Raw genomic sequence first — 23,522 nt, 5'->3', positions numbered from 1 at the left:
ACCGTTTGCGGGCGGGCATAACCGGTAGGCACTTCCTTGCCTTGGGGTATTCCTGTGCGGAATTAGTTGTGAAGTCGGATGTAGAGTAATAATGTATTGGTTTAGCTAGCTGGTAACGCAAGATTACGAAGGCGGTTCTGCGGGATAGTGGTTGGTTTGATCGGAGTGCAGTGAGGTCGTTGTTCAGGTGTTGCGCTCTCAGTCGTACAGCTTTGGCGGAGATACTACACGACGTATACGCGGAAAGAATCTGACAACGGGTGCGGAAGTGTAGGGAATGTGTGGTGGCAGGTGATGGCAATGTTGGTGCAAGCTTGACGGCGTTGTTGTCGATAGGAATCCATTCAAGAGAGCTTTCGCGTCACCGATACGCGATGAGAACGGTACGAGTTGAAGCGATCGACGGGGCGGCGTGTAGAAAACGGATTCCTGGCTGCTGGAGCAGGTGTGCCAACACGAGAGGAAGGTGGAGCAAAAAGATGAACGCGCAGAGTTTGTGTGGTACTTTGAAGGAGCGGGCGACGTTGCAACCCTTGATGTCGCGTCTTGCTGTGGTGTTGTTGGCATTTGAGATTCGTATCTCGAATGCTCTCGCTGGTGGCTTGGGTAGTCTGCAGGTCAATGGGACTAATGGGGTTCAGTAGTGGACAAGCGGGGATGGTGATCAATGGATAGCGAACGAGAGGCTATTCGAGCTCTGGGCGGTGTACACGATGGGGTGTTCTGGCTTGAGGAGGAGGCGCCCAGTTTTGGACCTCCCCTTGGACACCATGAAGAGGTCGATCTCGTCATCGTGGGGGCTGGTTTTCTTGGACTGTGGAGCGCGATCCTTGCCAAGGAGCGCTTTCCGGAATGGGAGGTGGTGGTCGTTGAGGGTGGCCGTGTGGGCTTCGGTGCCAGCGGTCGCAATGGTGGTTTTGTCGATGCGAGTCTCACTCATGGTCTTGAGAATGGTTTAGGACGATGGCCGGATGAGATGGTCGAGCTGGAACGTCTCGGTGGAGAAAACCTGGCCGCCATCGCCGACTTTGTCGAGCGGCACCACATCGACTGTGATCTTACCTTGGCTGGAGGTATTGATGTCGCCACCGAGGGGTGGCAGCTCGATGGGTTGGAGGAGTACGCGCAGAAGGCACGTACCTTTGGCCATGAAACGAAGGTACTGGATCGCCAAGGGGTGCAGGCGCTGGTGCACTCGCCACGGTATGAGGGCGGGCTATTGACAACCAACCGTACCGCATTGGTAAATCCAGCAAAGTTGGCCTGGGGACTCGCCGAGGTCGCATCGTCCCTTGGTGTCCGTATTTACGAAGGAACGACTGTCACTGGGGTGAGTGCGGCTGGTGGGATGATCGATGTGACCACGGCGCAGAGTGGGTCGCTGCGTTCTGCAAAGGTGATCCTTGCGACGAATGCCTTCCCCTCATTATTGCCGGGAGTAGGAAGTTTTGTCATTCCTGTCTACGACTATGTCCTCATGACCGAGCCTTTGACGCCCTCGCAGTTAGAGTCAGTGGGCTGGGATGGCCGGCAAGGTCTGTCGGATCTTGGCAACCTCTTTCATTACTATCGTCTGACTGACGACAACCGTATTCTGTGGGGCGGTTATGATGCGATCTATCATTATGGATCTCGGATGAGTAGCGCATACCGACTCCGTTCGAGCACGCACCTGCTGCTCGCCCGTCATTTCTTTGAGACTTTCCCAATGTTAGAGGGGGTACGGTTCACTCACGCATGGGGTGGTGCCATCGATACCTCCACCCGATTTTCGATGTTCTTTGGTTCTCGTCACCAAGGCAAGATTCAGTATGCTCTCGGCTTTACCGGGTTAGGGGTAGGCGCTACTCGCTTTGCCGCCCAGGTACTCTGTGCACGACTGGAGCCAAAGGAGTCGGCGTTTGATCATCTAAGTTTGGTGCGTACTAAGCCAGTACCGTTTCCACCAGAACCATTGCGTTCCGTCGCGGTGGCGGTGACGAGGCGATCGTTGATGCAGGCTGATGCACATGGTGGACGTCGTAATTTCTGGCTCCGTACACTCGATCGTTTCGGTGTCGGGTTTGATTCATGAGGGGGCAATGATGGCGGAGTTACTGGAGATCAAAGACCTGGCGACAGAGATTCGACAGCGTCGCAACACGATACGCGCAGTCGATGGAGTGACGCTCTCGGTCAAACGAGGTGAGACCCTTGGGGTGGTAGGCGAGTCAGGTTGCGGCAAGACGATGACGGCGCTCTCGATTGTCCGGCTCCTTCCAGCCGGAGGAGTGATCGCTGGGGGAAGTATCAAGCTCGACGGTGAGGAACTTGTTGGCGCCTCCGAAGCTCGGATGCGAGCGGTGCGCGGCAGCAAGATCGGGGTGGTTTTCCAGGACCCAATGACCAGCCTGAATCCGTCGAAAACCATAGGCTGGCAGATCGCCGAGTCACTCGTCATCCACAAAGCAGCGACCAAGGCCGCTGCGCGCAAGCGAGCGCTCGAGGTCCTCGATTTAGTGAGGATTCCGGCGGCCGCGGAACGTTTGAATGACTTTCCCCATCAACTATCGGGTGGCATGCGCCAGCGCGTCATGATCGCCATCGCGTTGGCCAACTCGCCTGAACTGTTAATCGCTGACGAACCTACGACGGCTCTTGACGTCACGATTCAGGCGCAGATCCTTGGTCTCCTCGATGAGTTGAAGGCAACCCTGAATATGGGTCTTATATTGGTTACGCACGATTTGGGAGTCGTCGCCGGCCGTGCTGATCGTGTGATGGTGATGTACGCTGGTCGAGTCGTTGAGAGTACTGGTACTTCACAGCTTTTTCAACAGATGCGCCATCCCTATACCTATTCGCTGTTCTCCTCCATCCCCCGGATTGGGGATGATCGTGAACGGGTCCTCGCGACCATTCCTGGCCTGCCACCGGATCTTGCCCACCCACCGAAGGGATGCCGCTTTGCGGATCGTTGCCGTTTCGCTCAGGATCGTTGCCGTGAAGAGGATCCGGTGTTAGAGGGTGATCAACATCGGTTCGCGTGTTGGTTCCCGGTCGATCATGAAGTGCGCTCGGCGGTACTCGGTGTTCAGGAGCGACATGCTCCTCGATCGTTACCCCATGAGCCTCTCCTCGAACTCAAAGGATTGGTGAAAGAGTACGATATCTTCGCAGGTGCACTGCGGCGCAAAATGGGTAGTATTCATGCGGTTTCTGGTATCGATCTGACACTCTACGAGGGGGAGACCGTCGGTATTGTGGGTGAGTCCGGTTGTGGAAAATCTACGCTCGGGCGGATGATGGTTGGTCTCGAGCGCCCCACTGCTGGTCAAATCCTCTATCGTGGTGAGGATATTGCTGCGTGCTCGCTGAGCGAGATGCGAAAGTTGCGTCGCAATTTTCAACTCATGTTCCAGGACCCATATGCATCCCTGGATCCTCGAATGAGGATTGGCCCGGCGCTGCTCGAGCCCGTAAAGGTGCAACATATTGGCGATGCAGCGCTACAGGAAGCACGAATGTATACCTTGTTAGACGAGGTAGGGCTGCGGCGCAACGCCGTTGAACGTTATCCACACGAGTTCTCCGGTGGTCAGCGTCAGCGAGTGGGTTTTGCACGGGCGCTGATGCTCGAGCCTGGGTTGGTCGTCGCCGATGAGCCGGTCTCGGCACTCGATGTCTCCATCCGGAGCCAGGTGCTGAATATGATGCGGCGTCTACAGGCGCGGTATGGACTGACCTATGCACTGATATCCCATGACCTCTCGGTGGTCAGTTACTTGGCGGATAGGATTGGCGTGATGTACCTTGGGGAGGTCGTTGAGCTCGCCGCTGCATCGGATATCTTTGCGAGTCCGGCACACCCCTACACACGCGGGCTCCTGCGTTCGGTTCCCATTCCCGATCCAGCGATTGAGCGAGAAAAAGCGAGAGTGGGCCAGATTGTGGGTGAGCTGCCTTCTCCACTCTCTCCACCCAGTGGCTGCCGTTTCCATCCGCGGTGTCCCTATGCAACGCAAGAGTGTTCCATCGATCATCCACAGTTGCGCGTCATAGCTTCAGGCCACACCGTCGCCTGCCACCACGCAGAACGGGTTTTGGAGGATGCTTGGGAACTCGAAGAGCTTGTCAATGCGGTGGATCGGTAGTAGCTCTTTACGGTGACCGAGCGGAGCTGCTACGCGTGAGGTGTTCCTCGCCAACGCGATCCACGTTGCCCATCGGTTGAGCAACAGCTGACGATCCTCGGTCAAAGGGCTCGGCCGAGTGCGCTGATTACGGTCTACGAAGCGGGCTTCTTGAGCGATAGCGATACGATTGCACGGCCCAATGACCATGTCAGTCTCGCGCGGTAGTACCGGCCTCGTAGTACCGCTGGAATCCGAGGTGGATCAATAATACGCGTCAAAAGACGCATGCAGGCCATCAAGAAGACGACGTAGGTCCAGTACTGTTGCCGCGGTGAGCGTTTACGTAGAACTAGACCAACTTTAGGTAGGCCTTGCCATCACGCTGAGCCCGAATGAGCTCTCCTATGGCACTTGGCACTATGGTCACAAACGGGAAGAGTTCATCTTCTCGGATCGACCGTTGGCGTAGAGAGTTGTTGCAGGCAACAAACGAAATACCCCGAGCCGCAAGGTTGTTGAGCTCGATTGAGAGGTGGGTGGTGTCACGTCGAATAAGGTCGGTTCCCCTGCCAGAGCAGACCACCTCGACGGAGGCAGAATCATCTTCAGCTAGCAGGTTCTCTATCTGACGGAGTACCTGTTGCCAGCCTTCCTGATCTGGGGTGTCGAGCTGTATTACTACTTCGAGTTTGGTGTCGCTTGATTGGTTCGTGTTCATGTGTGTGAGCCTACTGGCTGAACCTTGGAAGACTTTGAGAGCCTGATTAAGCCAACGTCACAAGTTCCAAGAGTTCTTCGTTCCAGTAATCCTCAACACCGTCGGGCAACATCAGGACGCGCTCGGGCTGGAGAGCCTCGACGGCTCCAGGGTCGTGGGTCACCAGTATGATAGCGCCTGTGTAGCTACGGAGCGCTGCAAGGACACGATCACGGCTGGCCGGGTCAAGGTTGTTGGTCGGTTCGTCGAGCAGCAGTAGGTTAGCACGTTGCGACACAAGCGTTGCAAGGGCAAGACGAGTTTTCTCGCCACCCGATAGGGTCCCGCTCGGCTGGTTGAACATTTCAGATGTAAACATGAATGAGCCGAGGATCTGCCGTAAGTCGGTGTCGGTCACATCAGCTGGCGCGCTCTTACGGAGGTTTTCAAGCGGAGTAAGGTTAGGGCTGAGCATCTCATGCTCTTGGGCATAGTAACCGATGACGAGACCCTTTCCGGGATGGATTTCACCAGCATCGGGAGTCTCCACGTTTGCCAGCAACCTAAGGAGTGTTGTCTTGCCCGCTCCATTAAGGCCGAGAATGACGACCCGTGACTGCCGATCGATAGCGAGGTCGATACCGCTGATGACCTCCAATGAACCATAGGACTTGGCAAGTCCATTGGCTTGAATTGGGGTCTTGGTGCAGGGCAGAGGTTGGGGAAAGCGGATATTGGCGACCTTGTCGGAGGCGCGAACATCGTCGACGTTATCGAGTATGCGTGTTGCCCGTCGGTCAAGAACTTTGGCTTTGCGAGCACGCTTTGCTGTGGAGCCACGCATCTTATCGGCCTGGCGTTTGAGTTGGGTCGCCTTGGTTGTCTCCACCTCGTAGAGGTGCCGTCGGCGGGCCTCGTCCTCGGCGCGAGCGACGAGATAGGCGCGATAGTGGAGGGTATACAGATCAAGCGTCGAACGTTGCGGGTCAAGGAAGGCAACTCGATTGACGACGGATTCGAGTAACCTCGCGTCGTGGGAGATGACGATCAGCCCGCCACTAAAGTTCTTCAAAAAGTCCGTCAACCAGTTGATGGAGTCAGCATCCAGGTGATTGGTAGGCTCATCCAACAACAAGAGGTCTGCTTCGGAGAAGAGGATACGCGCAAGCTCTATCCGTCGTCGTTGTCCACCGCTGAGTACCCCAATTGGCTGCGATAGAACGTGAGCTTCGATACCGAGGGAGTTCGCGAGCACGGTGGCATCGGATTCAGCGCGGTATCCGTCTCGACTGGCAAAGAGCGTCTCCACGTGACCATACTCCTTGGTAGCGCTTTCTCGGACGGAGGCATCTGTCTCCGTCATAAGCTGCTGGAGCTCGGTGAGTCTGGCGAAAAGATCATCAAGTTGACGTCCCGACAGAATCCGCGAGAGTGCAGTGAGCTTTGGATCGGCGGCGAGAGGGTCCTGTGGTAAATAGCCGACGCTGCCCACTCGCTCAAGGACCCCTTTGGCTTCGAGCTCGCCGGCGAGAATCTTCATCAAGGTGGTCTTGCCAGCGCCGTTGCGACCGACGAGACCGACACGATCTCCCTTGTCGACCAGCAAGTTGAGGTCATCAAAGAGAACTCGGGCACCGTATTCGAACTGTAGTGACTTGGCATGAACAAGCATGGGGCTCATTTCCGAGAGATGGTGACCTCGTTAGAGTCTACTAGGGATGCCTGATAGAGGCTTCTTCCTTCTGGCGTCATGAAATAGTAGAAGGGGAGAAGTGCTGTGGTGACCGTGCCTGTTCAGGCTTGGGAAAGACGGAAACATCAGCATCCTGGGTCGGTACCGGTTAGGATGGTCTGGCGCAAAATTTTCCTCTTTATTCTTCCCACATCATCGGAGTACAACAATATGTCAGATAGATCAGACGGCCCTCAGCAGTTTGGCGAGTCGGGTTCGTCGGATCGACCCGATCGCCCCCGCAGCCAAGACGGTGATCGTCCACGATACTCCCGACCACGAGATAGCGATCGTGACCGCGGAGGTTTCCGTTCTGGTCCACGACCTGATCGCCAGGATCGACCCGATCGTGACCGCGGAGTCGATCAACGGGCAGAGCCTGGTTTGGATTGGGTAGAGGCCGAGGCGGTGGCCTCCGAGTCTGTGCCAAGTGAGCCATCAAGTCTTCCATCGCTTCGTTTTCATGCATCGCGCTGGTTGCAAAAAGAGTCAGGCGATGCGCCCTCGAGGGCGCGGATCCGTGATGCGAGTCAAGAGACTTCCAAGGTACGTTCCCAACGTCCATCAATGCGAGGCAAGAGTCGCTCAGCTATGCAACAGTTGCTTGCACGAGCCACAGAAGCCTATGAGCGTGACCGCTTCGAGGAGACGCTGCGCATTACGCGCCGAATCGATTCGATGGACCCGGATGAACCGGAAGTGTTGGAGCTCATGGGTCTGAGCCTCTATCGCCTCGCTCGCTACGATGCAGCGCTTCGTGTGTTGCGTAAGGTTCATAAGGCGACAGACAATTTCGATCAACTGCCTGTGCTGATGGACTGCGCACGGGCCCTTGGTCGGACGAGCGAGTTGGAGCGATGGTGGTTGCGTCTGCGTGAAGCGTCTCCAGCCAAGGAAGTTGTTGTTGAGGGACGCATTGTCTATGCTGGTGCCTTGGCGGACCAGGGGAAGCTTGCTGAGGCTATCGCGTTGATGGAACAAGGTCTAGCTAAAGAGCGCCGTGGGACCGCATTGACAAATATTCGGCAACGATATCTCCTGGCTCAACTTTTCGAGCGTGCTGGTGATGCCTCTGGAGCTCGAGAGATTTACCTACAGTTGTTTAAAGAAGACAAGAATCTCTATGACGTTGCCGAACGTCTTGCCGTCTTGAGTTAGTGTCAGTTACGGTGAAGGCAGTGGTCTCCGCCGAACTGACAACACTCATGGCTTGTGGTGATTGGCACTTCTGTGAGAGCAAGAGGGTAAGCCGCCGTTAGGCCTGATGGAACAGATGTTCCTGAGCTTGTGTACGCTTCACTGCGCCTTCATGTCATGACTTTTCTGCCAAGCCCCAGCCAAGATCGTTGTCGATGGCGTTAGTGCAACATTGGCAGGAAAGCACAGCGCCCGGTCCCTTGAGGCAGCGATTTCGCGCAGAGCTGCAAAGTTGGGATACCATGTGATCTTTCCCTCTGTTTGAGTCCACGCCATCGAGGGATGCGCTAGAACCGGCTTGTCCATGTCCCGGGGAGACCGGTTTGTCATGCCAAATGTGATCTCTTGTTCTTGGGTGTGGTAGCAGGCAACCCTGTCAGTGATCGCTTGTGCATCCTGACTTGTGGATAGCGAGAGAAGCCAGTTTTTGGCTCTTGCGGTCGCATCTTGACTTGGTTCAACTGTCACTGCTGGTCGCAAGCATGTGGCGGCGACCTCGAGCGATGTGATGAAAACGGGGGCGAGATCGACCGGCGCCCCTCCAGGGCGCTCAAGTATTGTGAGCGCCGGTTGATCAATGAGGATCGCGGCGATCACTCTGTCAAGGGCCGGTCCGTCGTAGTGTTCGAGACGGTGAATGATGCCGTTGTTGTCGGCTACATTGCCAAGGTAGCCACCTTGGTTAGCCAAGATAGCGTCGAGATCGTGCGTATCAATGGCGATCCATAGTGGCGGGTTTGTTCCAAGATGTGGCAAGCCGACGACGAGACCTCGAATACGCAGCCGTTCCTCAGTCCTCGTGGTGGCAATGGTGTAGCGATAGTACGAGGGCACATCTTCATGGATCAGGTTTGGCGATAACCGAGTACCTGGTATCGCATCGTCGAATCCTTCCACACCTGCGGCCTCGGCGTCTAGGTGGATGAGCGAGATTGGCTCCACCCTAGGTACGTTCGTTGGGCATAGCATGGTGGCCGGGTAGCCTGGGGTGGTGTTGAGATTTCTCATTTGAGACGTAAGGTTAATGCGTAGGACGGAGTGAAGTATGCAGTGGTTGCTCGATCTAGACGGGGTGGTGTGGACACTCGATACCCCGATTGGAGGTTCAGTCCAGGCGATCACGCGGCTGAAAGAACTTGGTCACCAAGTTCGCTTTGTGACGAATAATTCCTCCCTCTCACGGACCCAGTACATCGACAAATTAGCGCGGTTCGGGGTGACGGCCAGTCATCAGGAAATTCTCACCTCGGCGATGGCGGCTGCGACGCTGGTGAAGGAAGGGGAACGCGTGCTCGCGATTGGCGAGCTGGGATTGATTGAGGAGCTTGAGAACGTTGGAGCCGATCTTGTAGTGCCAAAGCGACTGGAGGATGCCGAAGGGCTTGACACAGTTGTCTTGGGTTGGTACCGCCAGTTTGGTTATGCTGACATGTCGAATGCTTGTGTGGCGATCCGATCAGGTGCCCGATTCCTTGCGACAAATGCCGATCCGTCGTACCCGCTTGAGCGGCTTGTCGTTCCCGGAACGGGAGCGTTGGTCGCTGCGGTAGTAACCGCCACGGGTGCCCAACCAATTTTTGCTGGCAAACCTGAGGATCCTATGGTGCAGTTGGTCCGACCGCTATTGGCGGATGAGACCATTATGGTTGGGGATCGCTTAAGTACTGACGGTCGTTTCGCAGCGCGCCTTGGTGTTGAGTTTGGGCTAGTGCATTCCGGGGTACGCGAAGAGCATGACCCCGACATCCCGGTGAGTTTGCAAGCTGGCAGTTTGGCGGCAATAGTAGCAATGAAGGTAGGTTGACATGGTGCGGATGTTGGTATTGGCACGGCGACCGGTTGGTGTCCCGACGATGGACGACTTCGATGAAGTGGTGCAAGAAGAACCTCTTCTCGGCGACAACGATGTGCGTATCGAGCCGATGGTGTTCTCCGTCGATCCGTACCTTCGAGGTCGCATGTCGGACGCTCGTTCCTACGTTGCCCCTTTCGAACTAGGAGGAGCGATTCGTTCAGCGGCGATTGGTAAAATCGTGGAGTCCAATGTCGAGGGCTATCGCGTGGGTGAACTAGTCCGGGGAGAGTTTCCCTGGGCCACTTCCGTTGTCGCCAATGCGGCAACGTTATGGAAACTTCCGGCAGAAGAAGGCGTCGCACCGTCGGCATATCTTGGTGTCCTTGGCATGACTGGGTTGACGGCCTATGTGGGTTTGGTCGTATTGGGCAAGGTAACTTCTGAGGATGAAGTTTTGGTGACAGGCGCAGCAGGAGCGGTCGGTTCGGTCGTTGGCCAACTCGGAAAGATACATGGTGCTCGTGTCGTCGGTTCCGCTGGCGGAACGACGAAGGTGGAAGAGCTGGCCAAGCTTGGTTTTAGTGCGGGAATTGATTATCGCGCCAGCGAGGACTTTGGGCAAATGTTGCGTGCCGCGTTGCCTGATGGTATCAGTCTGTTCTTTGACAACGTGGGCGGCTCCCAGTTTGAAGCGGGACTATACCGTATGAAAGATTTTGGACGTATTCTGCTGTGTGGGGCGATATCTCAGTACAATGACACCGAGCCTCCATCTGGCCCGCGAGGTTTCGAGGGGCTGGTGGTGCGTCGACGCCTGCAAGTGCAAGGTTTCATCGTTTCAGATCATTTGCAACTCTATCGCGAGTACCTGTCACTGGCTACCCAATGGGTGCGCTCGGGGCAGTTGCGGTCTCTTGAGACGGTCGTTGATGGCTTTGAAAGTCTTCCAAATGCCTTCTTGTCCCTGTTCACTGGGGTGAATATCGGCAAAATGCTCGTACGGGTCTCGACCGAGTAACCGCTCGCGTACCCACGTTTGCTCAGCAAGATTGAGGATCGCTTCGCGCGACCACAGCGGGGTAGTCCGTCGGGTACGGAGTCTTCCGCGAGGGTTGTCCGAGGCGTATTCTGAAGATTTGAGAAGCTCCCGTAACGAAATGTTCGCAAACTGTTCATATGGCTGTTGCTCCTTGATATAGTTAAGCGGTACACAAGATGGTGCGTTGCAAGACAAGGGGGGTGTCGAGATTGGGGGATCGTCCAACGATCTATGCGGTTGCTGCACGCTGTGGTGTCTCTACAACGACCGTGTCTCGCGTCATGCAGGATGAGACTTTTGGCTCGGAACGCACTCGTCAGCGCGTTCTCGCTACCGCCTTGGAGCTAGGTTGGGTGCCAAACGGCGCCGCACGAGGTCTTGCATCTCGTCGGGCGGGCATTGTCGGGCTCCTGTTCCCCGATCTCGGAGAACCGGACGTGGGCCAGGAGGAATCACCTCTCTATGTCGATCAGGTCATCCGTGGAGCAGAGCGTGTAGCTACGCATGCTGGTCAAGCTGTGCTGATCGCTGCGCTGAAAGCATCTGGCGGGAAGAATCTTGCGTATTCTGTTGCGAGTAAGGTCGATGGGCTTGTCATCATGTCACGAAGCCTTGCTGATAAGGATGTTGCGGCGATCGCCAGAATGGTGCCGGTCGTATTGCTAGCGCATCGACCTGGGCGACGTTCGCTGGACCATGTTGCAGTAGACAACCGTACTGGTGCGCGCGACATCACAGCCCACCTTCTTGCGGCGCACGGATATGAGAATATCGTCTTTGTCGGGGGCCCTGAAGGTTCGCCGGACTCGAGTGAGCGGTTTGCGGGGTTTTGTGAAGCGCTTGCGCAAGCTGGACGAACCTTACCGCTGCATCCAGCCGCCGAGGGTGGATTCACTGAGCTTGGGGGACGTACGGCCATGGAGCGACTACTTGCTGGGGGTCGGCCGCCGAGAGCGATTGTTTTTGGAAACGATGAGATGGCTATTGGGGCCATGAGTGTCTTGCGAACGGCGGGTATCAACGTGCCCGGTGATATAGCGATTACGGGGTTCGATAATATCTCTGTTTCGCGACATGTCACCCCGCCGTTGACCACCGTACGGCAGCCGATGCGTGAGTTGGGTGAGGCAGCGATCGAGCTGTTGCTCGCTCGGATACGCCAGCCGGACGCGACTAGGAAGACACTCTATCTCTCCACTGAGTTGATACTGCGTGAGAGCTGCGGTTGTGTAAGCAGCTTGTCGGCGACTAGTGAACGAGAGGAACTGCGAGATGACCGATAGCATCGACGCCCGTAAGGATTGGGAGGAGCGCATCTATGATCGTTCGGATTCCCAGCGGGCAGACTCCTACCTACCGCCGCCGATGGGCGTGGTGGCGACCTCCGACGTTGGTTGCATTGGACTGAGCTGGGACAAGGTGGATGGAGCAGTCGGTTATGTGATCGAGTGTACCGGAAAGGACGGGGAACCATCTCTGTTGCGGCATGGCGGTAGCGATGTGGCAGCCGTCGCGGGGCCATCTTTTGTGGTGACGGGACTCGATGATGGGATCGATTATCTGTTCAGGATCGCTGCCGTGAGCACTGCGGAAGCGAGGTCAGGCAATTGGTCCCAAGAGGTAAGTGCCGCCACGCTTCCAGGTGCTGCGGTGCCGTTGCGGGTTGCGGTCGGCGCCTCAACGGTGGTAGGTCCACTCCATCCGGTGTGGAACATGGTCGGTTCCGAAAGGCTATCGCAACTGCTTATGGGTCAAGACGCCTACGGGAATGATATCGGGCGTGAGTTTCACGAGGCATTGCGGATCGCCCATGACGAATTGGGAGTGCGATGGGTGAGGGCTCATGCAATCTTTCATGATGATCTACGGGTAGTTCGACGTGGAGCCACTGGGACGCTTGACTTTGATTTTGGGGTTATCGATACTCTTTACGATCAAATCCTTGAGATTGGGCTACGACCGGTTGTCGAACTCTCCTTTATGCCAGAGGCATTGGCAAGTGATCCGTCGAAGACGGTCTTTACCTACCGCGGCATCGTGTCTCCGCCGACTGACTGGTCCGAGTGGAGATTGCTGGTGAGGTCGTTCGCGGAGCATCTGGTAGAACGTTACGGTCTTGAAGAGGTCGCACAGTGGCCGTTTGAAGTGTGGAATGAGCCCAACCTGGAGGTCTTCTGGTCTGGGAGTCGAGAGGATTATTTCCGACTCTATGACGAGTCAGCATTCGCACTCAAGGAGGTCGATCCAAGTTTGCAGGTCGGTGGTCCTTCGAGTGCAGCAAGCGAATGGGTTGAAGCGTTGGCGCGACATACTCGTGAGGTGGATGGACCTCTGGATTTTGTGAGTACGCATACCTACGGTAATCTGCCACTAGATTTTCGCCCAGTTCTCGACAGCATTGGCTATCAAGACCTCCCTATCTATTGGACGGAGTGGGGGGTTGGGAGCACCCATTTCGGCCCAGTACATGATGCGGTGGCAGGTGCACCCTTTATCCTTGCTGGCTATCGAGCGACGGCGGGCCGACTTGACGCCTTGGCCTACTGGGTGGTGAGTGATCACTTTGAAGAGTTGGGTCGGCCGCCGAGGCTCTTCCATGATGGCTTTGGCCTATTGAGCGTTGGTAACCTACGTAAACCTCGGTACTGGGCTGTCTATTTGGCGGCGAATCAAGGACCGCAAGAGGTAGAGAGCAGAATATCTGCCTCACGGGCGACGGTTGATGTGCAGGCATCTCGGCATTCAGATGGGACAATTGACATTCTCTTGTGGAATGGAACCATCAACACTGAGGTAATGCGTGGCGATCCACGACTGGATCGGGAAGTGGATTTGATTGTCGATCAGCTCCCTGCCTCCCAGTACAGCATCGCGATCGCTAGGGTCGATGAGCTTCACTCCAACATCGTGGCGCACCTGTCGGACGACATCGACTGGCCTGATGGGCGCCAGTGGGATGAGCTACGCCGGTGCGACCAGCTTTATCACGAAGATCCCCAGATGATCTCTGCGATCGAGGGGCGGGCCAACCTGCATCTAACGCTGCCACATCCGGGGGTCGCTCGGCTACGCCTTCGACCGATTGAGGAGGCGTTGTGAGGCTTATGTCAGTGACGATGGATCGCGCACATGGCGCAATGTCGTGAGCGGACTGGTACGGCGCGCTGCAAGTAGTGAGATCCGTTTGGGTATGTTGTGAGGAGAAGGGGGTCAACAAGGGAGTGGTAATTGGGGATCAAGAGAGCTAGCGATGTTCTGCGTTGAGGCAGATATACGCAAGGCGAGTTGTGGACGACAAGCCGGACAATGTGCTGGCAGGCATTCGGTTGGTGATGCCCAGAAGCGATCGGGTTCGTAGATGGGCGATTGCAATATGTTGGGAGAAGAATTTATGAATGGGAAGATGAATATGTATCGAAAGAGTTGGTCGAAGAGTGGTCACCAAGGTTCGCGGCTAGCGTTGATGGCCAAATTAGGAGTAATGACCGGAGTTCTGTCACTGACGCTTGCCGCATGTGGTGCTTCGAATTCATCGAGTGCCAGTTCGGCCACGACATCCCCTGCGGGTTCGACGACCAGCCAACTCACAATTGAGGGGACCACTGCACCAGTTACCGTGAACAATTTGAATCCATACAACGGCAACTTTGGTGTTGATTTGATGTACAACTCGCTGATGTTGGTAGACCCTATCAATGGTACGTTGTCTCCAGAGTTGGCGACATCCTTTAAAGCGGTGAATGCAACGACTTTGGAGTTCACGTTACGCAAGGGTGTGAAGTGGAGCAATGGCACGAACTTCACTCCTGCAGACGTGGTTTTCACCTTTGATATGTTAAAGAAGTATCCAGCACTCGACGGTGGCGGCGTCTGGGATCAGCTATCCTCGGTCACCGCTTCTGGCGACACGATTATCTTTAAACTCAGTGTCCCTGATGTGCCATTGAATCTCTCGTTAGCATCGGTACCGATCGTCTCACAAGCCGTGTGGTCGAAGGTCGCCAACCCTGTCACCTACACAGCTACCTCACCGGTGGTCACTGGCCCGTATACCTTCGATAGTTACGCACCAACAAAGTCGGTCTTCAAGAAAAATCCCCTCTCCTTCGAGGCAAGCGACGTGAAGCCGGAGACCGTCGCGTTCCTCGTTGGTTCCTCTAGCCAATCTACGAACGAGCTGTTGGTTGCCAATGATACGTATGACTTCTCGTACAACTATTTCCCCGACGTGCAGACGACGTATGTGGCACGGAATCCGAAATACAACAAGTATTGGTTTCCGGCCGGAGGTGTGGTGGCGCTGTTCATGAACCTGACCGAGGCGCCGTTTAATAACCCTGATTTCCGTCGCGGCATCTCCTACGCTATTAACCGGCAAGCGGTCGAGAACAAAGCGGTCTTTGGTGTGGAGGCGGTCGCTCCGCAAACGGGTCTGATTCTCCCTGGTGAGCAAGCCTGGACGGATCCATCCATTCCTAACGATGGACTTATTACACAAAATGATGCCACCGCGTTAAAGTACTTCAAGTTGGCTGGCTACACCGAGAAGGGCGGGAAGTTGGTCAATGGATCTGGGCAACAAGTGAGTTTCTCGATTATGGAGCCCAATAACTACAGTGACTGGGTGGGAGCCGCTCAACAGATAGCCACCGATTTAGGGAAGGTAGGCATGAATGTCACGTTGAACGAACCGACATCAGCTGTCTATACGACTGATACGGAGGCGGGTCAATTCCAGGCTGCGATGGGAAGTTTTGGTGGTAGCGGTAGTGCCTATAGCACGTTTAACCCCATTCTGAACAGCTCCTTTGCCGCGCCTATCAAGTCAGCTGCAGTGAGTAACTGGGAGCGCTTCAAGAGTACCCAAGTGGATTCCGAGCTAGCAAATCTTGCGGCAGCAACCACTACCTCAGCGATGATCAAGGCAACATATCCACTGCAACGGCTGATGTACACGCAGGCACCGATTGTTGACCTCTATTACGGGGGCATGTGGGGTATGTTCACCACCAAGCATTGGGTTGGTTGGCCATCGGCGAGTAATCCCTACACGTTGCCTGCCACCTGGGATGATGATCTGCTCGCTATTCTGATGCACGTGCGTCCCTCGTAAGTAGTTCCCTAGTGCGTTGGTGAGCCAGCAGAAAGGAGGAATGCGATGCGGTATTTCGCCCGAAAGGGAGCGATGTTTTTGCTCACACTTTGGGCAGCGGTCACGTTGAATTTTGTCATTCCTCGATTGATGCCTGGTTCACCGGTGCAGGCGACACTGGCCCGTTTGGCGGCGGGTGGTCAGACGGTCACTGAAGCCACCAAACGGGCCATCGAGATCCAGTTGGGGTTACCGCATTCCAGCCTATGGGTCCAATATCGCGATTATCTAGTCAACATCTCACAGCTGCGATTCGGGATGACCTACTCGATCACCGACGAGTCGGTAGCTCACGCTATTTTGTCAGCTGCTCCGTGGACGTTGGTGTTGGTTGGAACGAGCACAGTGATCGCGTTTGTTATCGGAACCTTGCTCGGTGTCTATGCAGGTTGGCGACGGCAGTCGCGCGTCGACAGCGTAGTCACCGTAGGCTCCACCTTTTTTTCGGCTTTCCCGCCATTCTTTCTCGGTCTCCTATTGCTTTACTTCCTGGGCTTCAAGTACCATCTCTTTCCTTTGACTGGGGGGTATACACCTGGTGCAGCTCCACAGTTGACCTTCTCTTTCTTGGGAGATGCGGTTTACCATAGTATTCTTCCGGCGGTTACGTTGGTGGTCACATCTCTCGCGGGGTGGGTGCTGGGGATGCGCAATAACATGATCAACACACTTGGTGAGGATTATGTACTTTTCGCTGAGGCGAATGGGTTGCGTGACAGGACGATTGCCTTGCTGTACGTCGCTCGTAATGCGCTGCTTCCCAATGTCACGGGTTTCGGCTTAGCGTTGGGGGCGGTGATTGGGGGATCAGTGCTAGTCGAGAGCATTTTTGGGTATCCGGGGATTGGGAGCCTTCTGCTCCTCGCGGTTGACAACCGTGATTATCCTCTCATGCAGGCCATCTTCCTCCTCATCACCGTGAGCATGTTGGTCACGATTTTCCTGGTGGACCTACTCTATGGATGGCTCGACCCTCGGGTGCGTGAGGTATGAGATGTACCGTGAAGCTACCGGTGCGATGGACGGTCGAAGGGAGCGCTTCATGGCGATAGTTCCTCCAGCTACTCCGATGCAGAACGACGTCGATGAGGGCCCTACAATCGGGGGGCGGCTCCGTGAAACTCCGAGGCGATTGCGGTTTGTCACACGGGCACTTGTCACACTCTGGTCGAACCGTAAGGCTCGAGTGGGTTTGATCATTCTTGGTTTCTTCATTGTTGTGGCAATCCTCGCTCCGTGGCTGGCTCCGCATTCACCGACGGCTACGAACTTTCGACCCTATCAAAACCCGAACGCGGTGAATTGGTTGGGCACTACTGGCAACGGCCAAGATGTGCTCTCGCAGATGATCTATGGCACTCGGGTCTCGTTACTGGTGGGGTTGGGGGCGGGCCTTCTTGCCACGTTCTTGGCGCTGTTGGTTGGATTGATTGCCGGCTTCCGTCCTGGCATTATCGATGAAGTCTTGAGTTTTACCACGAATTTAGCCCTGGTACTACCTGGGTTGCCGCTCATGATAGTGATCGCCGCTTACCTGCGAAGTAACTCAACTTGGATGATACTGCTAGTGATTGGGTTCACTGGATGGGCGACTGGCGCGCGCGTGATGCGGAGTCAGACGGCAACGTTACGTACGCGAGATTTCGTAACTGCTGCGGTGTTCTCGGGTGAGCGGCTTTTTCGTATTGCCTTTCGTGAGATTCTCCCTAATATGATCTCCTTGGCAGCCGCGAGTTTTTTTGGGGCCGCCACCGCTGCGGTGATTGCAGCGGCAAGTCTCGAGTTCCTTGGGCTCGGAAATCCTAATACTGTGAGTTGGGGTTCCATTCTGTATTGGGCTGAGAACGATAACGCGCTGCTCACGGGTCAATGGGTGCTCGTCTTTGTACCCGGGCTTGCGATCGTCTTGTTGGCACTTTCCTTCATTCTTATCAATTTCGGCATTGATGCCCTATCGAATCCACGACTGCGCGAGCGTTAAATGGTACTTCTTGAAGCCAAGGGTGTGAACGTTGTCTATCAACCAGGGCGCGGCGAGCGTATTTGGGCAGTTCGCGACGTGGATATCTCCTTGAATGAAGGCGAGTTTGTCGGCGTGGTGGGGGAGTCCGGGTGTGGAAAGTCTACGTTAGGTTTCGCTCTTACGCAGATGTTACAGCCACCGGCGTTCCTCGAGAGTGGCGTGATCGAGTTTCGCGGAGTCGACATCGCAGGGTTGAGTGGTGAAGAACTGCGACAGCAGCGCCGCAGGGGGTTTGCTGTTGTCCTTCAGAGCGGCATGAATGCGCTCAATCCGGTTCGGACCATTCAGCATCAGATTGGTGACGTGCTGCGAGCGCACAAAAAGGAAGGAGAGGATTGGTCCAAGGGTGTAGTTCACGAAAGAGGGGCGGAGTTGCTCAAGATGGTGGGACTCGATGCGGGGTCGCTCAGTCGCTTTCCTCATGAGCTCTCTGGTGGCATGCGTCAACGGGCTGCGATCGCCTTGGCGTTGGCACTCGAGCCCGAGCTCATCGTTTTTGATGAGCCAACGACGGCACTCGACGTGATTGTTCAAGCTGCGCTGATGGAGACCATCAAAGAGCTGCAGCGCAGTCGAGGATTCACAGCACTCTTAATCAGCCATGATATGTCAGTGGTCCTTGATGCGACCGACCGAGTCATCGTGATGTATGCGGGGAGGATAGTCGAAGATCAAGCATCGCAACAGATGCTTCGCACGGGTTTGCACCATCCTTATACCGAAGCCCTGTTTCACTGTTACGCCGATCCTCGGGCCGACGAAGTTGTCCTGCAGGATATTCCTGGTTCTCCCCCAGATCTTTCAATGCCCGACCTGGCGTGCGCCTTTGCTCCACGATGCACGATAGCCGTGGATGGCTGTTGGCGTGAACGTCCATTGCTAGCCGAGGTTGAGGGCGGTGGAAGGATCGCCTGTCTTCGAAGGAGGTTTGCCGCCGAAGAGAAGGGAGGAGGGTTGCATAAATGATGCGAGATCAGGAGTTGTCGAAGCAGTTATCAGGGTTTGCTGATGGAGTTCCGTCACTCACTGTCGAGCACCTGTCAAAGGGTTATCGCCGGCGGCGTGGCAAGGGGGTTGTCCTCGCCGTTGATGATGTCTCCTTTGTGATCCCATCTGGCGTGGCCGTTGGCTTAGTTGGGGCGAGCGGGAGCGGAAAGTCGACGATAGCGAAGTTGATTACCGGAACTGAACGGCCGGACGCTGGTGATATTCGGTTTGGTCCCTTTTCCATGGCGCACTTGCCGCGTCGGTCTCTACGGGAGCTGCACCGAAGGGTTCAGATGGTGTTTCAGGACCCATATGGAGCGCTCAACCCCGTACATACTGTTGGGTACGCAGTGTCGAGGCCGTGTGTCAACTATCTCAACATGTCTACGGCAGAGGCGGGCAATCGCACAGAGGAGTTGTTAGAGCGGGTCGGATTGGCTCCGTCGAAGCAATTTGTGGAGAAGCTACCGCATCAGCTCTCTGGCGGACAGCGCCAGCGCGTGGTCATTGCCCGAGCACTTGCTTGCGAGCCACTACTGCTCGTCGCCGATGAGCCTGTATCGATGCTCGATGTATCGCTCCGAGCGGGCATTCTCAAGTTGTTAGCCGATCTGCAGCGCGACCGTGGGTTGAGCTTGCTCTACATCACTCATGATCTGTTGAGTGCCAGGGTCCTGACCGATCACATCCTGGTGTTAAACAAGGGCAGAATTGTCGAGGAAGGGGTGACCAAAGAGGTGCTGCAACATCCCAAAGATCCCTACACCAAGGAGCTGCTGGATGCCCTCGCGACACCGGAGGCGATCATTCACCCGGGCACCGCGTAGTGCACTGGCTCGATGTGCGGCCGACACTGGACCAACAGCGGGGCTATGTGCACCACCGCGTAGAGCTGAGCGAAGTCGTCTGTCGCGCAAACTCTTGGCGGGTCTTCTCGGCGACACAACCTCGTGGGTGCGCATGAGTCGATAGAACTGGAGTAGTGAGGCCCCGGTGATCGACCGCTCACGTGGAAAGAATGGCAACTCATTGCGACCAGCGCAATAGTCTGCTGGGACCGGGGGATTTATCAGTGTAGTTCATCACACCAGGCGCCACAGGCGGACTGGCGCCCAACACCGGGCAAGCCATCGCATGACCAACCCGAGGCGCTGGTTGGAGTTGGAGGTCCACAATTGGCCAAGTGGAGAAGGAGCCGAAAGGTCCAACGGCCCCTTTGCTGAGGAACACCGTGACTGAGTCCGTGATCAAGGGGCAAGTCGGAGGGCTGGGCGACCTGGAAGGGTCTTACCGGGTGATGAATTGATCACTATCACCGTGCGCTCACCAGTGAGGCTACCGCGTTCAGTGCACGGCCCCTTCTTGCATAGAATCCGGACTTGCACGCGTTCATCAGTCCGGGTGCGGCGGCTGAAGGGGTGGTCGCTGGGAGAGATCGGGGCGCGGCCGAACAGTACGTTGCAGGGCTTCCCGAGCAAGCGTCACGGCTTGCTCCAACTGGGGATCGTGCCCTTGCCCATAGTCTTCGGGTGTGATCGGTACCTCGTAGTCGGGGTTCACGCCATGGTTCTCAACCCCAAATCCGACATCATCAAACCAGAACGCGGTCTCGGGTTGCGTAGTGACGGTTCCGTCCACCAGTTGAATCGACGGCGAAATGCCGACTACACCGCCCCAGGTTCTGGTCCCAACGACAGGACCAAGCGCGAGCTGTTGAAATGCATGAGCAAATATATCGCCATCAGAGCCAGCCCACTCGTCAGCGATTGCCACCAATGGTCCCGTTGGAGAGGACTCCGGATACCCCTCCGGTGCCTCCCAGCGAGAGATGGCCTCCCCAAGGCGCCGCATCGCCAAGCGTGGAATGAGCAGACCGGATACGTGTCCACCACCATTGTGGCGAATATCGATGACCAGCGCGTCTCGCTCTGCTTCGCGCCCATAGGCTCGGAAGAACTCTGAAAAACCAGGTGCGCCCATATCGGGAACGTGCACATAGCCAACACGCCCACCGCTCGATTCATGTACATACGTGCGATTTCGGCTGACCCACTCTCGATAGCGCGCCCGTCGCTCATCGGCGAGTGGCCGAACCACCACTCGACGCAGTTCGCCTCCTAAACCGAGGATGGTAAGCTCGGTGTCGATCCCGGCGCGGTTCACCAGGCGTTGGGCGGGTGACACTGCTGGACCAACCGCCAGTCCGGCTATCTCGACGATCCCTTCTCCCTCGACAACTCCAACCCCAACCGCCGCAAGCGGACTGCCGTCCTCAGGACTCCACACGTCCCCCTTGACCACATGGCGGACACGCCATACCTTCTCCTCGTCAAGTGCAAGATCTGCACCAAGACGACCAGTGGTCCACATTGGCGGCCTGCGATGGTCACCACCGATCTCGTACGCATGGCTCGTACCAAGTTCGCCTTGGAGTTCCCAAAGTACATCCGATAGGTCAGCCCTACTCGCTATCCTGCCGACAAGCGGTAGGTAGCGGTCGAGGACCGTCTGCCAGTCGACCCCTGAGAGATCTTCGACCCAGAAATGATCCCGCTGGAGTCGCCATGCCTCTTGCATCATTTGGCGCCACTCGGAGGGGGGATCCACTTCGACCCGAACTCTCTTGAGGTCGATCCAGCCGGATGCTCGGCCCGGCTCATCACCTCCACCTTCCGAGGGCTTGGCACCAGCGGCCATCGCGCGCAGTCGTGTGCCAAACTTCGCGACCAGCGTGCTGTGATCTGCCGACACCACGAACGACTTCACACCTTTGGCCAACACTTCGTGCATGCCGGTCGCAAGATCAAATGCCTCTAGGGTACCCTCGGAGGTGTCAGACAGAAGGTTGGCGTTGCGGGCGCCACGGACGGGGCGATTGTGAAGCAAAAGCTTCGTTCCGACTGCGGCTAGCGCGTCATAGCGTCCCTCTGGCACCTCGATGGCAAGGATTCGATCGGTGAGTCCCTCGGCATCGAGTTCCACCGGTGACTGCCCCGGATCGGGTGCCGTGTCGTCGGAGCTAGCCGCACTTCGTTCGGCAGGCTTTGCCTCCCCCATGCCTCGTGGTTCTGGATGCAACGGTGAGGGAGTGCTAGCGGCAAGCGTCAGAAGATACGGCCGTACCGCGAGTGGAAAGCCATAATCAAAAATAGCCATGTCGGGAACGGGGTCAAAGCTTCGACGGGAAAGAAAGGCAAGCCATTTCCCCGAGGGATCAAAGACTGGCCGATTGTCGGCAAATTCGCCCGTTGTCGCTACAATCGGGGGACCACCCGCTACTTTGGAAAGGCGGATTTGCGTCGTATGGGTTCCTACCGGTACCACATAGGCGACCAATGAGGAGTCTGCAGACCAGGCAAGGTCGCGAATCCACCCGTCGGTTGCCTCGTCAACCAAACGCCACTCACCTGAGGCCACTTCAATCAACAGGAGCCGACGATCAAGGGTGGCGACGGCAACCAGGTGCCCGTCTGGTGACGCTGCAAGATCGATCAGGCCAGACATCCCTGGAATCGCCAAGGGGCGGGTGGCACTGCTATCGGTCGGTAAGACAACGAGAGTGTCTTCACCTCCCTCATCACTGAGTGCGACGAGCCCTGAACCGTCCCCAAGCCAAGCGACCAGGCGGTAGCGGACTCCTTGGGGATTGCCATGCTGGCGAGCTGCCCCGTCGAAGAGTGGGAGCGTAAAGGGCTTGCCCCGGACAACTACACCAAGCGTGTGCCCCGCAGGGTGTAGCGCATATTCACCAAGGTTATTAGTTGGGTTGACAAAGCGGGTCTGACGTTGTGCCCGAGCTCCGGGTAACCTGACTGGGATGGGTTCGGGCGCCCCACTCTCGGGTGCAAAGACATAGAGTTCCCCTCCTGCAGCGTAGACGACGACGCGACCATCGCTTTTTGCATCTCTCGCGTAGAAGTCATCATGAGTGCTATGACGGATGAGGTCTTCTCCGTTCGGATCAACCGAATAGAGGTTGCCTATCCCTTCGTGGTCGGAGAGAAAGTAGACGCGATCGCCGATCCACATTGGACAGGCCAGATTGCCACCAAGTTGCTTCAGAATTTGGACAAACCGAGGGGTTCCGCTGTTCGGATTGGTACCGTCGCTCGCCGGAGGTCGTACCCAAAGCTGGCCTGCGGTGCCACCACGATAACGTTTCCACCATGCCGGCTCTCCGGCGTACCTGCCCAGCACTACTCCACCGGTGCTCTTTGTGTCGGGAGACGCAAAGGCAAGACCACTGACTGGCCCAAAGGCAAGTCGCTCTGGCTCCTTGTTGCCCGGATTCTCTACGTCAATCGCGTACGCCCAGGTGTGATCGCCCCCATGGCGGCCCCGCGGGCGATAGAACGGCTCACCGGCGGCGCTTGAGAAGATGAGACGTCTCTCGGCATCGAACCCGAGTAGTGACTCGACCCCCAATGAGGTAAGACGCTCACTTGGACCGCCACTCGTAGGGAGATACCAAGCCTCTGGCTCCCCAGTATCGCGACCGATGTAGGCGAGCCAGCTCCCATCGGGTGCAAGCAGCGGATCACTTGGCTCTCCAGCACTCTGGCTGCGGCGCTCGGCGATTCCACCGGCGAGGTCGGCGACCCAGATGTCATCCTCGGCGACAAAGGCGATCAAATCACCAGCAACCGTGGGTTGACGAAGGTAAGCCCGCTGGTCCTTGGAATCACTAGCTTGGTGACGAGAGTTTGACATGAGTACAGCCTATCCTTCTCCCTCTCGCGCGGCGTCTACAGATGCCGCTGCGAGAGCATCAGACCTAGTCGGCTG

At 56.4% G+C, this 23,522-nt stretch carries 17 protein-coding genes; 13 read left to right on the top strand and 4 right to left on the bottom strand.

Annotated features, from left to right (window positions below; all coding sequences use genetic code 11):
• Positions 1 to 479 precede the first annotated feature (479 nt).
• Genes M7439_RS05845 through M7439_RS05835 form a run of 3 tightly spaced genes read left to right on the top strand, consistent with a single transcriptional unit; the run spans position 480 to position 4,133 of the window.
• Positions 480 to 644 (top strand): hypothetical protein, encoded by a 165-nt coding sequence (locus tag M7439_RS05845; RefSeq protein ID WP_298346586.1) that lies wholly within the window; start codon positions 480 to 482, stop codon positions 642 to 644.
• Positions 645 to 667: 23 nt separating this feature from the next.
• On the top strand, positions 668 to 2,074 hold the full coding sequence (locus tag M7439_RS05840; RefSeq protein WP_298346585.1) for an FAD-binding oxidoreductase: 1,407 nt from the start codon (positions 668 to 670) through the stop codon (positions 2,072 to 2,074).
• Positions 2,075 to 2,081: 7 nt separating this feature from the next.
• Positions 2,082 to 4,133, top strand: coding sequence for an ABC transporter ATP-binding protein (locus M7439_RS05835; RefSeq protein WP_308464409.1), 2,052 nt, complete (start codon positions 2,082 to 2,084; stop codon positions 4,131 to 4,133).
• A gap of 331 nt (positions 4,134 to 4,464) precedes the next feature.
• Here the strand turns inward: M7439_RS05835 and M7439_RS05830 are convergent, their stop codons facing one another.
• Together M7439_RS05830 and M7439_RS05825 are read right to left on the bottom strand one after the other, a co-directional pair.
• Positions 4,465 to 4,833, bottom strand: a complete 369-nt coding sequence (locus M7439_RS05830) for a DsrE family protein (RefSeq protein ID WP_298346581.1) — start codon at positions 4,831 to 4,833, stop codon at positions 4,465 to 4,467.
• 46 nt (positions 4,834 to 4,879) lie between these two features.
• Positions 4,880 to 6,484: an ABC-F family ATP-binding cassette domain-containing protein gene (locus M7439_RS05825; protein WP_298346579.1), complete on the bottom strand. Its 1,605-nt coding sequence runs from the start codon at positions 6,482 to 6,484 to the stop codon at positions 4,880 to 4,882.
• A 231-nt stretch (positions 6,485 to 6,715) separates the two neighbouring features.
• Here M7439_RS05825 and M7439_RS05820 point away from each other — a divergent pair, with 231 nt between their 5' ends.
• Positions 6,716 to 7,702, top strand: a complete 987-nt coding sequence (locus M7439_RS05820) for a lipopolysaccharide assembly protein LapB (protein ID WP_298348833.1) — start codon at positions 6,716 to 6,718, stop codon at positions 7,700 to 7,702.
• A 138-nt stretch (positions 7,703 to 7,840) separates the two neighbouring features.
• On the opposite strand, the gene M7439_RS05815 is transcribed toward M7439_RS05820, so the two are convergent.
• Positions 7,841 to 8,683 (bottom strand): hypothetical protein, encoded by an 843-nt coding sequence (locus M7439_RS05815; protein WP_298348836.1) that lies wholly within the window; start codon positions 8,681 to 8,683, stop codon positions 7,841 to 7,843.
• Between the two features lie 103 nt (positions 8,684 to 8,786).
• On the opposite strand from M7439_RS05815, the gene M7439_RS05810 reads away from it, so the two are divergent.
• The 9 genes from M7439_RS05810 to M7439_RS05770 all read left to right on the top strand — a co-directional run bounded on the left by M7439_RS05810 (position 8,787) and on the right by M7439_RS05770 (position 19,564).
• Entirely contained in the window at positions 8,787 to 9,545 is a 759-nt protein-coding gene (locus tag M7439_RS05810; protein ID WP_298346571.1) for an HAD-IIA family hydrolase, read from the top strand.
• Between the two features lies 1 nt (position 9,546).
• Positions 9,547 to 10,554 (top strand): NADP-dependent oxidoreductase, encoded by a 1,008-nt coding sequence (locus M7439_RS05805; RefSeq protein ID WP_298346569.1) that lies wholly within the window; start codon positions 9,547 to 9,549, stop codon positions 10,552 to 10,554.
• A gap of 230 nt (positions 10,555 to 10,784) precedes the next feature.
• A complete protein-coding gene (locus M7439_RS05800) occupies positions 10,785 to 11,858 on the top strand; it encodes a LacI family DNA-binding transcriptional regulator (protein WP_298346567.1) in 1,074 nt (357 codons plus the stop codon).
• Positions 11,848 to 13,674, top strand: coding sequence for a hypothetical protein (locus M7439_RS05795; protein WP_298346565.1), 1,827 nt, complete (start codon positions 11,848 to 11,850; stop codon positions 13,672 to 13,674). The genes M7439_RS05800 and M7439_RS05795 overlap by 11 nt, the downstream gene beginning before the upstream one ends.
• Positions 13,675 to 14,056: 382 nt before the next feature.
• Positions 14,057 to 15,688 (top strand): ABC transporter substrate-binding protein, encoded by a 1,632-nt coding sequence (locus M7439_RS05790; protein ID WP_308464408.1) that lies wholly within the window; start codon positions 14,057 to 14,059, stop codon positions 15,686 to 15,688.
• A 45-nt stretch (positions 15,689 to 15,733) separates the two neighbouring features.
• Positions 15,734 to 16,720: an ABC transporter permease gene (locus tag M7439_RS05785; protein ID WP_298346560.1), complete on the top strand. Its 987-nt coding sequence runs from the start codon at positions 15,734 to 15,736 to the stop codon at positions 16,718 to 16,720.
• A gap of 49 nt (positions 16,721 to 16,769) precedes the next feature.
• Positions 16,770 to 17,708 carry an ABC transporter permease gene (locus tag M7439_RS05780; protein WP_298346558.1) on the top strand — a complete coding sequence of 313 codons (939 nt, stop codon included), beginning with the start codon at positions 16,770 to 16,772 and terminating at the stop codon, positions 17,706 to 17,708.
• Complete coding sequence (locus M7439_RS05775) at positions 17,709 to 18,716, top strand: ABC transporter ATP-binding protein (RefSeq protein ID WP_298346556.1); 1,008 nt, start codon at positions 17,709 to 17,711, stop codon at positions 18,714 to 18,716. It begins immediately after the preceding gene.
• Complete coding sequence (locus tag M7439_RS05770) at positions 18,713 to 19,564, top strand: ABC transporter ATP-binding protein (protein WP_298346554.1); 852 nt, start codon at positions 18,713 to 18,715, stop codon at positions 19,562 to 19,564. The genes M7439_RS05775 and M7439_RS05770 overlap by 4 nt, the downstream gene beginning before the upstream one ends.
• A 565-nt stretch (positions 19,565 to 20,129) precedes the next feature.
• Here the strand turns inward: M7439_RS05770 and M7439_RS05765 are convergent.
• Positions 20,130 to 23,447 (bottom strand): S41 family peptidase, encoded by a 3,318-nt coding sequence (locus M7439_RS05765; RefSeq protein WP_298346552.1) that lies wholly within the window; start codon positions 23,445 to 23,447, stop codon positions 20,130 to 20,132.
• Positions 23,448 to 23,522: the final 75 nt, after the last annotated feature.

The sequence above is a fragment of the Ferrimicrobium sp. genome, from assembly GCF_027319265.1.
Lineage (GTDB): Bacteria > Actinomycetota > Acidimicrobiia > Acidimicrobiales > Acidimicrobiaceae > Ferrimicrobium.
This window is presented reverse-complemented; position numbering and strand designations above follow the sequence as displayed.